This is a genomic window from Paenochrobactrum glaciei (genome assembly GCF_039522165.1).
Taxonomy (GTDB): Bacteria; Pseudomonadota; Alphaproteobacteria; order Rhizobiales; family Rhizobiaceae; genus Paenochrobactrum; species Paenochrobactrum glaciei.
On the sequence record NZ_BAAADE010000001.1, the window covers coordinates 1008005 to 1023211 of the forward strand.

Consider the following 15207-nt stretch of genomic DNA (forward strand, 5'->3'; position numbering starts at 1 on the left):
GTTAAAAGCTTTGGGCAAGCACCATAGCACCCCCAAACTTTAGTGCCTGATATAGGATTAAACTGATGAAACACATGTTCTCTGGTCATTCGGCAAAGTTTGCCCTGACAATGGCAATGCTGGCGGCATCAGTAATTGTATCGGGCTGCACCACCACCGATCAGACAGCAGCGCTTAAAAGCGCCAAGCAATCAAAAATTGCCAGTGCCGATAAAGGCAATGTCATGAATATCAATGGTGTGAAAACTTATACCTACACTGCCAAAGACCGTGAGTGCCTTGAACGCGCCATGTTCTTTGAAGCCAACCGCTCCAGTCAGGATGGCCTCGTGGCCGTCGGCACCGTGGTGATTAACCGTCTGCTGTCAAAACAATATCCTGATACGATTTGTGGCGTTGTCGGACAGAAAAACCAGTTTGCGCCGGGTGTCCTTACCCGCAAGATGAACTCCAAGGCACTGCCGGATGTTCAAAAAGCCGCCGATGATGTGTTGAAGGGTAAGCGCCATCCGGCTGCTAAAAATTCAATGTTCTTCCACACCGCCGGTTTGAAATTCCCTTACAAGAATATGCATTATGTGCTAGTCGCCGGTGGCAATGCTTTCTATGAAAAGCGCAACAAAGACGGCTCCCTGCAAGCGCCTGTTCCGACTGAGCCATATAATCTTGCGATGATCTACACACCGCAAAATCAGGCTGTGCCAAGTGGCAAAGCATATAATGTAACCACACCACAGACAGCTGAAGAACCAGCAGCAATAGTTGCACCAGCAACCATGATTGCCAGCGCCGAGCCAAAGGTTCAGGCACCAGCTCAGACGCAGACAAATGCGGCTTCGCAAGTCGCTGAACTGCAAGTGCCGCTGCCAGCAACAACACCCAACACAGCAACACCGGCCGCATCATCGCTGGCCTATGCCCCAGCAGCAGAAAATGTCGATGCGATCGGCGCATTTTTGCTGACCCAGCAGCGCCCGACCCTCAACTGATTTTTTTATTTTCTCTATAAAAAAGCCCCGTCAACAGAACTGACGGGGCTTTTTCATTGTCATATTGTTTCTTTATCGCATTATCCTACGCAAAACCGCTTCACACTTTTGCTGGAAATGCTCTTAGTGCTTAGCAGGCTGAACCAGATTGGCCAGCAAGCGGAATGCACCCGGCACCAGTTTGTCCAGCTGATGATGCAGCACAAGGCTTGTATGAGTATGACGGCCTTCACCGATTTCAGCCGAAACCAAAGAGCCTTTCAGCTTGTCTTCACCGGCATCACTCATGGCGAGCAACGGCTTATAAGCCTCGTCCCATTCGGATGCGAAATAAAGACCGCGTTCCTTATCCCAATTCGCCCAGTCTTCCGGCCCGATCTTGTTCGGGTAGTTGAGCAATGGATGATCCGGCTCAAGAATATCCACCTCCGAATTCGCGTCTGTCACGCGGAAGCGGATGGAAGGCGAACCGATTTTCAGGAATGCCGGCGGCACAGTTTCAGGGTTCCAGCCATCGCTTGGACGGTGATAAAGGGTTACCAGATGGCCGCCCTTCTTAACCCACTCATGCAGAGCCGGTACGGCAGCTGCCAGATCTTTACGACGACCGAAGGCAAAGATGCCGACAACAATCGTTTTCAGATCACGGTAAGCACCGCGTTCGACATCCTTTGGTGAAAGCTCAACAACATCAATGCCCAGACGCTTCATCCAGAGGCCGACATTATCATTGCCGCCGCTGATATAGCCAACTTTGTGGTTTGCAGGCAGTTCAGCACCAACGGTCTGAACAGGCACCGAAACCTTGGTCGGCACAACGGAACGGCCGATATGCGGATAGGAGAAAGTGTTAATTGCATAGGCTTCTTTGCCCAGCAATTCAGGCTCGATTGCAAAGCGAACTTCACCCGGCTTTGCCGGTGGTTGCAGATCAAAACTTGCAGCTTCTTCCGAAGTGCTGCCGGTTTTGTTCATCGCCCAGCCTTCTGGCAGATCAATCTTCAGATCATCTGTCTTGGCATTGGTCACCGTTGCAGTCATTGCCACCGGCGCCAGTTCCTGCGCCGTGTTAAATACAACCGCATCAGGCTTCAGTTCCAGCGATGCAGATGGCAGAACGCGCAAGGCATCTTCCAGATCCACATCAATGACAGCCGAACGATCACCGATTTTAGCAGTCAGACGCACGAAGGCATCGCCGTTACCGCCAAGCGGATCAAACTGCTCGGTCAGCGGATTGGTAAGAGCTGCATCAGCAGATGCAGTCACCTGATCGCCAGCCGCATTCAAACCTTCGCGGGCAATGATTTCTGCCGACTGGATTTCCACGCTTTCAGGCGCATCAACAAGGGTTTTAATGGTGATTGTATCACCGGCCTTGATGTCTGCACCTTCAGTGAAGGCACGGATATGCATGCCGGACGCTGTTGCCAGTGCCAGATCAATCTCGCGTGTTTTACGTTCCAGACGATGCGCGATATTGTCATGCAGTTCCTGTGGCAATTGCTTGCGGGCTTCATCAACGGCTTTGCCGATTTCCAGAAGCTTGGCAGTCACAACAACAGGATCGCCGTAATCAGCCATTGCCTCATCGATCAAGCCTTGCGCATTACGCATGGCATCCGCCGCAGAAGCAGGCATGCCGTCAACATTGGCAATATCACCAACAGTGGCAATCAGACCTTCACGAATGTCTTTTTCCGTTTTTGCAGGCTCGCCCTTGGCAACCTTAGCCAAATGCAGTGCCCATTCGGTCTGCGGTTCAGGACGCCAGCGCCCCATGGCCTGTGTCAGATGGCAAGAACGTGACCACTCACCCATCTGCGGGAAAGTCGCACCGGAAATCTTGTCGCGCTCAGGCGCTGTAACCGTCAATGTGGTTGGTGGTGGTGGTGTTTCATCATCATAAACACCGCCGCCGCCGCCATAGGCTGGCGAATAGATTTTCGGCACACTCCAAGGCGCAAGACCAGCCTTGATCTGCTCTGGATACTCATCCGGATTACCGGAAATATCTGCCGTGATAAAGGTTGCAACCACAGCTGCACGATGCTGACCATGCTGTCCCGGTACATCGAGGAAGCAGTTCATCACGATATCCGGCTTATACTGACGGAAAGCCCAAGTCATGCGCTCGACAACACGGTCACGGCCCCAACGGTCAATCGTTGCATTCGGATCTTTGGAGAAGCCAAAATCATGCACACTGTCATTATGACCGCGACCACCAAAGGCCAGCGAGGCATCCAGCGAGCGGGAGGCTTCTTCCATTTCACGGGTACGCAAAACGCCAAGCACAGAGCCACGCTCCGCACCAATGCTGTTCTGGCCACCCTCACCGCGTGTGATGCAATAAAGCACCGGACGGATACCATAGACATGACGTAGTGACGCCAGCAGACCACTTGGTTCGTCATCCGGATGCGCGCCGGTTGTCATGAATGTGAGCGTCGAGGTCAGTCGTTCCAGCCGGCGGTGCATAGTGACAATCGCCGGTTCTAATTTTTGCTTGGCGATCAGCTGAAGATCGCTCGCAGGCGCTGCAAAAGCAGGCATACGCGTTGCTAAAAGGGCTGGGGGAAGGGAGGCGATAAATAGTCGCCTTGTCATTTTAGTCACGGTTTACTCCTCTCATCCAAGGCGCTCCCAAGAAAATGGATCATCGGCATCAACCGCATGATATCCTCTAACACCTTGTATTTTCATAACTATGTTTGTTGCACGCTGGCGAAACAAACAAGACGCTACCGTTTAACTCTTATTCTTCTGTCCACGTATCAGCGCGCTTGTGCTGATTTTATCGAGTATGATGAAGTAAATATAATAACTCAAGTGTGTTGATGTAATTTATTGTAATATTACTGCCACGAAATGAAACACGTCCGTTTATATCAACAAAAACTTCAAAAGCGGAACTCGTCCGCACGCGTCTTACTTCTTAAAACAAGCTGATTGACAGCTATAGGCTGTTTCACGCATCGCTCTACTGCAGCTTTGAAAAGATACTGGTCACAGCTTAGCCAAGGGGTTATGTTCCACTCAGAAATTCATAAAAGCAGAGGCCATTATGTCCTATACATTACCGGAAAATATTGTTGATCCTGTGAAGCTCGACCGTCTGGCCGAGGTCGCCGTTAAAGTTGGCCTGCGTTTGCAAGAGGGACAAGACCTCGTCATCACCGCACCTGTTTGTGCCCTGCCATTGGTGCGCCTGATTGCCAAACATGCTTATCAGGCTGGTGCCGGACTGGTGACACCGTTTTTCTCCGATGACCAGATTGCACTGGCACGCTACCAGCATGCCAATGATGCAAGCTTTGATCAGGCCGCAGACTGGCTCTATGAAGGCATGGCGAAAGCTTACAGCAAAAATGCAGCGCGTCTTGCTATTGCCGCCGACAATCCTTTGCTGTTGTCGAGCCAAGATGCAGGTAAGGTTTCGCGCGCTAACCGCGCCAATTCCAAAGCCTATCAGCCAGCATTGGAAAAAATCGCTAATTTCGACATCAACTGGAACATCATCTCTTATCCAAATGCTGAATGGGCGGCTTTGATGTTCCCTGATGCATCGCCTGAAGATGCAACACGCCAGCTCGCTGATGCAATTTTTGCGGCCTCCCGCGTTGATGTGGAAGATCCGGTTGCTGCATGGGAAGCCCATAATGCAGCCCTGAAAGAACGCACCACTTATTTGAATGCCAAGAACTACCATTCTTTGCATTTCAAAGGTCCGGGCACTGACCTGACCGTTGGTCTTGCCGATGGTCATGAATGGATGGGCGGCGCGTCGGTTGCCAAAAACGGCATTATCTGCAATCCGAATATTCCGACCGAAGAAGTGTTTACCACTCCGCACGCCCTGCGCGTGAACGGCCATGTTTCCAGCACCAAACCATTGTCGCATCAGGGAACCCTGATCGATAATATCTCGGTACGTTTTGAAAATGGCCGCATTGTTGAAGCGAAAGCCAGCCGCGGCGAAGAAGTGCTCAACAAAGTACTGGATACCGATGAAGGCGCACGTCACTTAGGCGAAGTGGCATTGGTGCCCCATTCCTCACCGATCTCAAAAAGCGGTTTGCTGTTCTACAATACATTGTTTGATGAAAATGCCGCCAGCCATATTGCGTTGGGCCAGTGCTATTCAAAATGCTTTGTTGATGGTGCAAACCTGACACCGGAACAAGTGAAAGCCAAAGGCGGCAATTCCAGCCTGATCCATATTGACTGGATGATCGGCTCTGACCAGATTGATGTTGATGGTGTGAATGCCGATGGCAGCCATGAGCCGCTGATGCGCAAAGGCGAATGGGCTTATTGATTAAGCGACACAGCACAAAAAAAAGCCGGAAACCAAAGTTTCCGGCTTTTTTATTATCTTAAACCTTCCCGCAAACAGTGATGTGTTTGCAGGAAGCCTCAGAAGAACTTAACCGCGCAGAACGCCGCCGGTCTGCTTGGTCACTGCCTCGATAATTTTCTTGGCAACGCCTTCCAGATCTTCTTCTGTCAAAGTGCGTTCAAGCGGCTGCAACAGAACTTCGATCGCAACCGACTTCTTGTTTTCACCCAAAGATGCACCGGCAAAAATATCAAATACCTGCGCATTGCTGATCAGCTTCTTATCAGCAGACATCACCGCACGGATCAGGCTGCCAGCTTCAACATCGCTGTCCACCACAAAGGCAAAGTCGCGCTTAACGCTCTGGAACTGCGACAGAACCAGTGACGGCTTGGTGCAGGTCGCTTTTTTCTTCGGCTCAGGAATAGCATCGATGAAAACTTCAAAGCCGCAAAGTGCGCCGCTCACATCGAGCAGTTCCAGCGTATCCGGATGGAATTCACCGAAATAGCCAAGCACAACTTTAGGCCCCAGTTTCATGGTACCGGAACGACCCGGATGGAACCATTCAGGTGCGCCTGCTTCGATCTGGATACGGTCAACCGGAGCACCGGCTGCTTCCAATGCCGCCAGCGCATCAGCCTTGGCATCATAAACACCAACAGCCGTTGCATTGCCTGACCACAGACGACCTGAACCTTCAACACCGGCAGTGCCGCGACGGATACCACCAGCAACACGGCGCTGATCTTCAGGCTTATCGCCTTCATAAGTACCGGACACCTCGAACAACGCCAGATCGGCAAAGCCACGGTCTGCGTTGCGCTGAGCTGCAACCAGCAAGCCCGGCAGAAGTGAGGGACGCATATCCGACATATCGGAGGCAATCGGGTTCGCAAGCTTCAGTTCAGGCTTACCGCCGCCAAAAGCTTTGGCATGGGCTTCAGGAATGAAGGAATAGGTCACCGCTTCCATCATGCCGCGGGACGCCAGCATACGGCGTGCCATGCGGGTGCGGATTTGCAAGGTGGTAAGAATCTTACCGTTGACATTGCCCAGATTGGCCAATGGCTGTGGTTCAATTTCATTGAGACCATGAATACGCATCACCTCTTCAACGAGGTCTGCCTTGCCTTCCACATCACCGCGCCATGACGGCACTTTAACAACCAAAACAGCTTTGCCATCGCCCGACACACCAAAGCCCAGGCCCGACAATATCTGGGCGGCTTCATCATAAGCCACATCCAGATTGGTCAAACGCTTGACCTCGGACACAGGGAAGGTGATTTCACGCGGTGTATAAGGCTGATAACCAACCACGTCCGTTTCGGTTGGTGTGCCGCCGCACAAATCCATCACCAGCTTGGTTGCATATTCAAGGCCGGAAACCATGAATTCAGGATCAACGCCACGTTCAAAACGATAGCGGGCATCGGTGACAATACCAAGCTGACGACCGGTGCGGGCAATCATGGTCGCATCCCAAAGCGCTGATTCAATCAGCACATCGGTGGTGTTTTCATCACAGCCTGAATGTTCGCCACCCATAATACCGGCAATAGATTCAGCACCGTTATCATCAGCAATGACATACATGTCCGATGATAATTTATATTCACGCTGATCAAGCGCCAGAATGGTTTCGCCATCCTTGGCTGCACGAACAGTCAGACTGCCTTTAACCTTGGCAGCATCAAACACATGTAATGGGCGGCCATAATCAAAGGTCACATAATTGGTGATATCCACCAGCGCGTTGATCGGGCGCAGACCAATGGCTTTTAAGCGCTGCTGCAACCATTGCGGGCTGGCTGTGTTTTTAACGCCCTTGACCAGACGCAATGCAAAACCATTACAAAATGGCTTGTCAGCAGGCTGATCAAGCACAACCTTCACCGGTGTTTCACCAGTGCCCTTAACGGCTTCAATCTTGTCACCTTTAAGCGTGCCAAGACCGGCTGCTGCCAGATCACGGGCAATACCATGAACGCCGGCGCAATCTGCACGGTTCGGGGTCAGACCGATTTCAATAATCGGATCATCAATGCCGATATAGCTCGCATAGCTGGTGCCGACAGGCGCATCAGCAGGCAAATCAATGATGCCGTCATGTTCTTCAGACAGTTCCAGCTCGCGCTCGGAACACATCATGCCGAAGCTTTCAACGCCGCGGATTTTGCCGACCGACAATGTCACATCAAGGCCCGGCACATAATCACCCGGACGCCCGAGCACGCCAACCATACCGGCGCGCGCATTGGGTGCACCGCACACAACCTGCAACGGCTTGCCATCACCTGTATCAACACTCAGCACGCGCAACTTGTCAGCATCAGGATGCTGAACAGCGGTGAGCACTTTGGCAATGGTAAAAGCTTTAAAGCTAGCGCGGTCATCAACGCCATCAACTTCCAGACCAATATCTGTCAGTTTCTCAACGATCTGTTCCAGCGTGGCATCAGTTTCAAGATGTTCTTTCAACCAGGAAAGTGTGAATTTCATTTTATTTGTCCTTTCCGCCTCTTATGCACTCAGACCGCCGAACAAGGTCGGCAGATCAAGCGGACGGAAGCCATAATGATTGAGCCAGCGCACATCAGCATCAAAGAAAGCGCGCAAATCAGGCATGCCATATTTCAGCATGGCGATACGGTCGATACCCATGCCCCATGCAAAGCCCTGATAAACATCAGGATCAAAGCCCGCATTGCGCAGCACATTCGGATGCACCATGCCGCAACCCAAAATTTCCAGCCAGTCATTGCCTTCGCCGAACTTCACTTCCTTGCCTGACCGGTCGCACTGAATGTCAACCTCAACAGAAGGCTCGGTGAACGGAAAGAAGCTCGGACGCATACGCATCTTAACTGACGGCACTTCAAAGAAGGCTTTGCAGAACTCTTCCAGCACCCATTTCATCTGGGCAACGCTTGAAGATTTATCGACAACCAGACCTTCCACCTGATGGAACATCGGTGAGTGGGTTGCATCCGAATCCATGCGGTAGGTTTTGCCCGGAATAACGATGCGGATAGGCTCGTCACGGCCTTCTTTGTCGCGCATCTGCGCAAAGCGCTCCATGGTGTGAACCTGTACCGGAGACGTATGGGTGCGCAGTAATTTGCGCTCACCATTTTCATTCGGATTGAAGAAGAATGTATCGTGCATTTCACGCGCAGGATGTCCTTCAGGAAAGTTCAGCGCAGTGAAGTTATAATAGTCCGTTTCAACATCCGAACCTTCGGCAATGGAAAAACCCATATCGGCAAAGATCGCGGTAATTTCGTCAATCACCTGACTGATCGGATGAATGCGGCCACGTGAAGCGGCGGAGCTGCGAACCGGCAAAGTCACATCCAGCTTTTCACGTTCCAGACGTGCAGCAACGGCCAGCTTATGCAATTCAGATTTACGCGCCGCCAAAGCTTCCGTTACACGGTTTTTCAAGCCGTTAATGGCAGGGCCTTGCTGCTGGCGTTCTTCCGGTGACATCGAGCCCAATGATTTCAGCTTCTCAGAAACCGAACCTTTTTTACCCAAAGCCGAAACACGCACCGCCTCAATGGTGCTTTCGTCACCAGCGGCAGCGATTTCGCCCATAATTGTCTGTTCTAATTGTTCTAGATCACTCATGATTATGCCTTTATACCTTCGGGATACGAGGGCTTCGGGTGTGTTGGAACCGAAAAAACACTTTGTCGAAAAGCAGTTTTTCCGGCCTGATCGGGTCTTCTTTCAAATGGTCGCAACTGCCAAAACCAGACACCACCATTTGTGCATTTAACTCTTTAAAGCCTTATCGAAAAATTCCATCGCTTTTAACAGTCTTTTCCCATCCCCGCCCAGATAAAAACGCTTCAAAAAGCGCAAAGGGCGAATGGTAAAGCGAAAGAAATCAACAATTTTACCAAGCTCGCGAATAACATCGTCCGGTGCTACCGCACGATAAGCGGCAAATGCCTGCGCACTTGTATCCGGCAACTGTGCCTGAGACGAAATCTGGAAGAACATCAGCCATAAATCGCGTGCTTGCGCCGTTGCCAGCGACATAACGGCTTCCGGCTCTTCTTCAAAATCCAAAAAACCAGACTGCATTGCGTCATTTGTTTGAATGGCAAAGAAATCACGCGGATGCGGGCGGCCATGGCAAAGCCCTTTGGCATGCGCCTTAGCTAAAGCCGTAGCACATTCAATCAGCACACGGTCATGTAACCGGCGATCTTGATGCTTCAATTCATCAAGGCGCGCCTGCTGTGTAGGCGTTGCATCCCCCAGCACCACGACATGTGGCTGCGTCCAGACCATATCCGGCACGTGCAAACCCGCTTCAACAAAGGCTTGCATCTTGCGCAATTCACGCTCGCGCTGCCCCTCGCCGTCTCTGATACGAGGTGAGCGCATAAACGCATAAGGCACAAAGCGTGACAGCCTGCTATGCAGACGTTTTGGCAGCGGCACTGCTTCAACATCATAACGCTTGATCCAAACAATACGTCCGGCAATCTCGGCCTTCATGATACGTTGTCCCGCACTACGCAAAACAGCCTGAGCGAGAGCATCCTGATGCTCCTCAGCCCATCTATGTCCTGCATTTTGCGTATCAATATACATATCAAATCCGAAAAATAAGAAAACCCGCGCCAGCCGAGCCAGCGCGGGTCCCAAAAGTTATTCAATCGTGCTTTGGGAAGGCGGCTGGCTTAACGTACAGCGCCTTCAAAAGCGTTAGGCGTGGTATCTTTCAGATATTCCAGTGCCTTCTTCGCAGAATCAACCAAAGCAACAAATGCTTCAGGTTCATGGATAGCAATATCCGACAGAACTTTACGGTCGATTTCAATGTTTGACTTCATCAGACCGTCGATGAAACGGCCATAGGTCAAGCCATGCTCGCGAACAGCAGCGTTGATACGCTGAATCCAGAGAGCGCGGAAGTTACGCTTACGATTCTTACGATCGCGGTAAGCATACTGCTTCGAACGATCAACAGCTGCCATTGCAGTGCGGATGGTGTTCTTGCGACGACCGCGGAAACCTTCTGCCTGCTTGAGAACTTTTTTATGTTTAGCGTGGCCAGTTACGCCGCGTTTTACACGTGCCATAGTATGATCTCCTTAAGGATATAGCGGCTTAGAGGCCGTTTGGCAGGAACTTCTTCACGATCTTTGCATCTGGTTCGCTAAGAACCATGGTGCCGCGTGCATCGCGAAGGAACTTGTTCGAGCGCTTGATCATGCCATGACGCTTACCAGCAGCAGCAGCTTTGATTTTGCCGGTTGCGGTAATTTTGAACCGCTTTTTAGCGGAGGATTTGGTCTTCATCTTGGGCATTTTGCTCTCCTAATCTAGAGGCCCTTAACATTCGCAATGAATATCAGAGCTCTGGTTTTCTACTTCCAGACCGACCAAAGTCTGGAAAGCATGCGAAACCGCCACGGCATGCCCTGCCGGTCGGTTCGAACGAGGCCTTATAGGCATAATATGATAAAAACGCAACTACTGAATCAGAGCGCGACATTTTATAACCCATAAAATAAAAAACCGCCCGAAGGCGGTTTTCTGCTGAACTAATTTAGCTTCACAAGCCAAGATAAAGCCTCAGCCCTATCTTGATAAAAACTATATTATGAACGTGGCGCAAGAACCATCATCATCTGACGACCTTCAAGGCGCGGCTCAGCCTCAACCTTGGCGATGTCTAATGTTTCTTCTTTAACGCGCTGCAACAGCTTCATACCCAGTTCCTGGTGCGCCATTTCGCGACCACGGAAACGCAGTGTGAACTTAACCTTATCACCTTCATCAAAGAATCGGTGCGCAGCCTTCATCTTCACTTCATAGTCATGAGTGTCGATGTTCGGTCGCATCTTAATTTCTTTGATTTCGACCGTTTTCTGTTTTTTGCGCGCTTCAGCGGCTTTTTTCTGACTCTGATACTTGAGCTTACCCAGATCAACAATCTTACAAACAGGTGGTTCGGCGTTAGGCACGATCTCTACAAGATCAAGGCCTGCCTCTTCAGCCATCGCAATGGCGTCCTGAATGGTCATGTCACCGTGGTTATGGCCCTCGGCATCGATTAGCTGAACCCGGGGAACCCGGATATCGCGGTTGGCACGCGGTCCGTCTTTCTGGACCGGCGTCGCTCTGAACGGTCGGCGAATGGTCGTTAACTCCTCAATTATTAAACTTTTCGGCGGCACTTTTATCAGCTTAACAGCGAAATAACAGTGTCTTGCCAGCGCAGTCGCACTTAGTGCGGGACATGGCGCCAAGCAAGCGTGGATGTCAATAGCATCTTTGTTAAGAAAAATCACCCCCAACCGAATAAATCGGTCAAAAGCGTGCCTCCACGTTAATATTTAAGCATATGAGGCAGATTTTCAAGGCTTTTGCGCTATTGAACATGGTCGCGCATAAGTATAGCCCTATCATAATTGAAATAAACGGAGACTGGCAGCAATGACAGATAAACCAGAGTTCATCACTGTGGACGGCGCCCCTATCGCCCTGCGTTACCGTGCAGGCAGCAAGGCACCGGGAATCACATGGCTGGGCGGTTATCGGTCGGATATGCTGGGCACAAAGGCCGAAACACTCGATCAATGGGCAGCAACCAACGATCACGAGTTTTTACGATTCGATTATTCCGGTCACGGCGAATCGGGTGGCGACTTCAATGAAGGCTGCATTTCACGCTGGCTGAATGAATCTCTGGCCGTGCATCATCAATATAACAAAAATCCGCAAATTCTGGTCGGCTCTTCCATGGGCGCATGGATCACTTTGCGCATGACGCAGGAACTGATCAAACAAGGCAAAGGCCCTGCCGGCATTATTCTGATAGCACCGGCTCCGGACTTCACGGCCCGTTTGATCGAGCCGAATTTAAGCGAAGAATATAAAAAATCGCTGATCGAAAAAGGCTATTTTGAAGAACCTTCAGAATATTCGCCTAATCCCTTCATCTATACGCGCAAGCTGATTGAGGACGGACGGCAAAATCTGGTTTTAACAGACATTATCGAAACCGGTTGTCCGGTACATATTCTGCAAGGGTGTCAGGATGAAGATGTGCCTTATTCACATGCCCTTCTCCTCACCGAACATCTGCCGGTTGATAATGTAACCCTCACCCTTGTGCGTGATGGCGACCACCGCCTTTCCCGCCCGCAGGATCTCGATCTTTTGACACGTTCCCTCGACATGATGATTGCCCAAATCAACAATTAAGGTTCAACCTTCCGATAAAGGTTTAATTCCATGCGGTTTTCGGTTCTTGCCTCATCCAGTGTTGCAGCCATTGTCGGCTTTGGGGGCACGCTTGCTCTCATCATTGCCGCAGCCACCGTGCTGGGAGCCAGTCAAACCCAAACCGCAAGCTGGGTGACCGCTGTTTGTCTGGCTATTGCCGCCGCATCCGCCTATCTCAGCATCCGCTATAAAATGCCGATCATTGCCGCATGGTCAACACCGGGTCTGGCTTTAATCGGTGCCAGCAGCGGCTTTACCATCAATGAAGCGGTCGGTGCATTTATCGTCACCGCCATTGCGATCGTTCTGACAGGCCTCATCAAACCTTTATCGCGCCTTGTTTCCAGTATCCCGACATCCGTGGCCTCCGGCATGCTGGCCGGTGTTTTGGTCGGCTTTGTCTTAAATGCGGCCAAGGCCGCACAAATTGATCCGGTGATGGTGCTGCCGCTGGCGGCTCTCTTCTTCATCATCCGGCTTTTCAATCCGTCGCTTGCAGTCATTGCCGTACTCATCGGCGGCGTTATTTTTGCGCTTGTGACAGGGCGCTCGCCGAGCCTTCCGGCACCGGAAATTTCAACACTGGAATTCATCACGCCAACCTTCCATTTCAGCGCCATGGTCGGTCTGGCTCTGCCGCTTTATCTCGTCACCATGGCATCGCAGAATTTGCCGGGCTTTGCCGTATTGCGCGCCTTTGGCTATGAGCCGCCGACAGGTCCAGCACTTCAGGTCACCGGCCTTGTCTCATTGGTTTCAGCCTTTTTTGGCGCAGCCACCAGCAATCTGGCCGCGATTTCCGCCGCCCTTTGCACCAGCCCTGACGCGCACCCCGACCAGACAAAGCGCTGGCTGACAGGCCCTGTTTACGCTGTAATTTATGTCATTTTTGCACTGTTCGGCGCGTCACTGGTGGCGATATTTGCCGTACTGCCACCGGTGCTGATCGCACTGATTGCCGGACTGGCACTCTCCGGCCCCTTCATCAATGCCATGACACTGGCGCTCTCGAAAGAAAAAGAACGCTTAAGTGCGGTTGTCACTTTTGCTGTTACCGCTTCCGGCATTAGCTTTTTGAGCATCGGCTCTGCATTCTGGGCGCTTGTTGCAGGGCTTTTAGTGGTTGCACTGGACTACGCCCAAGGCAAATTGTCGCGCAAAACCGGCTGAAAGCCAACAGAAAGCGAGTGACTTAAGAGCCAGTTTCGGCTAAGTCATAACGCGTCGAGGGTAAGGAGCAACAAGGCTACTGCCCTGTCTGTCTGCGGGAGAGAGTTGGGAGCAGATTACCTGCATCTCAGCCACCGAAGGGGAAATCGCCCGAAATCTCTCAGGTATCAAGAACCGCTGACAGGAAAGGCAACTCTGGAAAGTCGGGGCTTTGCTCCCGCGCCGAAGGTGTAAGTGTAGTTTATCTCAAACTATGCGAGTCTCTCAGGCTTCAGACAGAGGGGCACTGAAGCAACCGCATTTTGCGGAGGCATTCGTGCGACTTTTGGAGTTGATATGGGCGATACGGCACAAACCACGTTAAAAACCCTGCCATTGCAGGATCTTCATGAAGCAGCGAAAGCACGTTTTGGCGGCTTTGCCGGCTGGAACATGCCAATCACCTACCCGCTGGGCGTGATGAAAGAACATTTGCATGTGCGTGAACAGGCTGGCCTGTTCGACATTTCTCACATGCGTGTCATCGAAATTTCCGGTGATGATGCAGCCAAGCTGCTGGCAGAAGCCTGCCCGCTTGATCCGCTTTCCATCCCGATGAACCAGTCAAAATACACATTTTTGCTGAACGAAAATGCAGGCGTCGAAGACGACCTGATCGTGACCCGTTTGGGCGAAAACCGCTTCATGATCGTTGCCAATGCCGGCAATGCGGATGCTGATATTGCACATCTCAACAAAGTGGCAGCCGGTAAATCCGTAACCGTCAACCCGCTTGACCGTGTTTTGCTGGCGCTTCAGGGCCCTGCCGCTGCCGATGTTGCAGCCAAAGCAGGTGTGCCCGGTGGTGAGCTGACCTTCATGACCGGTATCGAGCCTAAGGCTGACTGGTTTGTCACCCGTTCCGGTTATACCGGTGAAGACGGTTTTGAAATTGCCCTGCCGGAAAAAGATGCCCGCGACCTGCTCGCCAAACTCTTTGCCGATGAGCGCGTTCAGTGGATCGGCCTTGCAGCGCGTGACAGCCTGCGTCTGGAAGCCGGCCTTTGCCTGCATGGTCAGGACATCACCCCTGAAATCAATCCGGTGGATGCAGGTCTTCTCTGGGCTGTGCCAAAACCTGTGCGCGAAACTGCCGGTTTTATCGGCGCCAAAGCCTTTTTGGAAAAGCTTGCAGCCGGTGCCAAAGCCAAACGCGTTGGCCTGAAGCCAGAAGGCCGTCAGCCGGTTCGTGCAGATGTTGAACTCTTTGATGCAGACGGTAACAAAATCGGTCGCGTCACCTCCGGCGGCTTCGGCCCGTCAGCGGGGCATCCGGTAGCGATGGGTTATGTCACCCCTGAATTTGCCGCTGTCGGCTCCCGTGTTTTTGCAGATATCCGCGGTAATCTTGTACCGCTTGATGTTCATTCACTTCCATTTACACCGCATCACTACCACAAAGGATAACAA

Annotated in this window: 12 protein-coding genes and 1 riboswitch; of the genes, 5 read left to right on the forward strand and 7 right to left on the reverse strand. The window is 51.6% G+C overall.

Annotation, left to right across the window (positions count from 1 at the left end; all coding sequences use genetic code 11):
- Positions 1 to 65: 65 nt before the first annotated feature.
- Positions 66 to 989 carry a cell wall hydrolase gene (locus ABDZ76_RS04730; RefSeq protein ID WP_374844537.1) on the forward strand — a complete coding sequence of 308 codons (924 nt, stop codon included), beginning with the start codon at positions 66 to 68 and terminating at the stop codon, positions 987 to 989.
- A 123-nt stretch (positions 990 to 1112) separates the two neighbouring features.
- Here ABDZ76_RS04730 and ABDZ76_RS04735 read toward each other — a convergent pair whose 3' ends face one another.
- Positions 1113 to 3599, reverse strand: coding sequence for a PIG-L family deacetylase (locus ABDZ76_RS04735; RefSeq protein ID WP_343803102.1), 2487 nt, complete (start codon positions 3597 to 3599; stop codon positions 1113 to 1115).
- A gap of 457 nt (positions 3600 to 4056) precedes the next feature.
- Between ABDZ76_RS04735 and ABDZ76_RS04740 the strand changes: the two genes are divergently transcribed.
- On the forward strand, positions 4057 to 5310 hold the full coding sequence (locus ABDZ76_RS04740) for an aminopeptidase (RefSeq protein WP_343801987.1): 1254 nt from the start codon (positions 4057 to 4059) through the stop codon (positions 5308 to 5310).
- A 108-nt stretch (positions 5311 to 5418) separates the two neighbouring features.
- On the opposite strand, the gene pheT is transcribed toward ABDZ76_RS04740, so the two are convergent.
- From pheT to infC, 6 genes are all read right to left on the reverse strand, one after another.
- Positions 5419 to 7836 (reverse strand): phenylalanine--tRNA ligase subunit beta, encoded by a 2418-nt coding sequence (gene pheT / locus ABDZ76_RS04745; RefSeq protein ID WP_343801990.1) that lies wholly within the window; start codon positions 7834 to 7836, stop codon positions 5419 to 5421.
- Between the two features lie 21 nt (positions 7837 to 7857).
- Positions 7858 to 8967, reverse strand: coding sequence for a phenylalanine--tRNA ligase subunit alpha (gene pheS / locus ABDZ76_RS04750; protein WP_343801993.1), 1110 nt, complete (start codon positions 8965 to 8967; stop codon positions 7858 to 7860).
- A gap of 147 nt (positions 8968 to 9114) precedes the next feature.
- Positions 9115 to 9945 (reverse strand): BUD32 family EKC/KEOPS complex subunit, encoded by an 831-nt coding sequence (locus ABDZ76_RS04755; protein WP_343801996.1) that lies wholly within the window; start codon positions 9943 to 9945, stop codon positions 9115 to 9117.
- An 89-nt stretch (positions 9946 to 10034) separates the two neighbouring features.
- On the reverse strand, positions 10035 to 10436 hold the full coding sequence (rplT, locus tag ABDZ76_RS04760) for a 50S ribosomal protein L20 (protein ID WP_343801999.1): 402 nt from the start codon (positions 10434 to 10436) through the stop codon (positions 10035 to 10037).
- Between the two features lie 28 nt (positions 10437 to 10464).
- Positions 10465 to 10665 (reverse strand): 50S ribosomal protein L35, encoded by a 201-nt coding sequence (gene rpmI, locus ABDZ76_RS04765; protein WP_184222183.1) that lies wholly within the window; start codon positions 10663 to 10665, stop codon positions 10465 to 10467.
- Between the two features lie 293 nt (positions 10666 to 10958).
- Complete coding sequence (gene infC, locus ABDZ76_RS04770; protein ID WP_343803104.1) at positions 10959 to 11438, reverse strand: translation initiation factor IF-3; 480 nt, start codon at positions 11436 to 11438, stop codon at positions 10959 to 10961.
- A 358-nt stretch (positions 11439 to 11796) separates the two neighbouring features.
- Here infC and ABDZ76_RS04775 point away from each other — a divergent pair, with 358 nt between their 5' ends.
- The 3 genes from ABDZ76_RS04775 (at position 11797) to gcvT (ending at position 15204) form a co-directional block, all read left to right on the forward strand.
- Positions 11797 to 12567, forward strand: coding sequence for an alpha/beta hydrolase (locus ABDZ76_RS04775; RefSeq protein WP_343802004.1), 771 nt, complete (start codon positions 11797 to 11799; stop codon positions 12565 to 12567).
- 30 nt (positions 12568 to 12597) lie between these two features.
- Entirely contained in the window at positions 12598 to 13758 is a 1161-nt protein-coding gene (locus ABDZ76_RS04780; protein ID WP_343802007.1) for a benzoate/H(+) symporter BenE family transporter, read from the forward strand.
- Between the two features lie 85 nt (positions 13759 to 13843).
- Positions 13844 to 13945, forward strand: a riboswitch (glycine riboswitch).
- A 149-nt stretch (positions 13946 to 14094) separates the two neighbouring features.
- Positions 14095 to 15204, forward strand: coding sequence for a glycine cleavage system aminomethyltransferase GcvT (gene gcvT / locus ABDZ76_RS04785; protein WP_343802010.1), 1110 nt, complete (start codon positions 14095 to 14097; stop codon positions 15202 to 15204).
- Positions 15205 to 15207 lie beyond the last annotated feature (3 nt).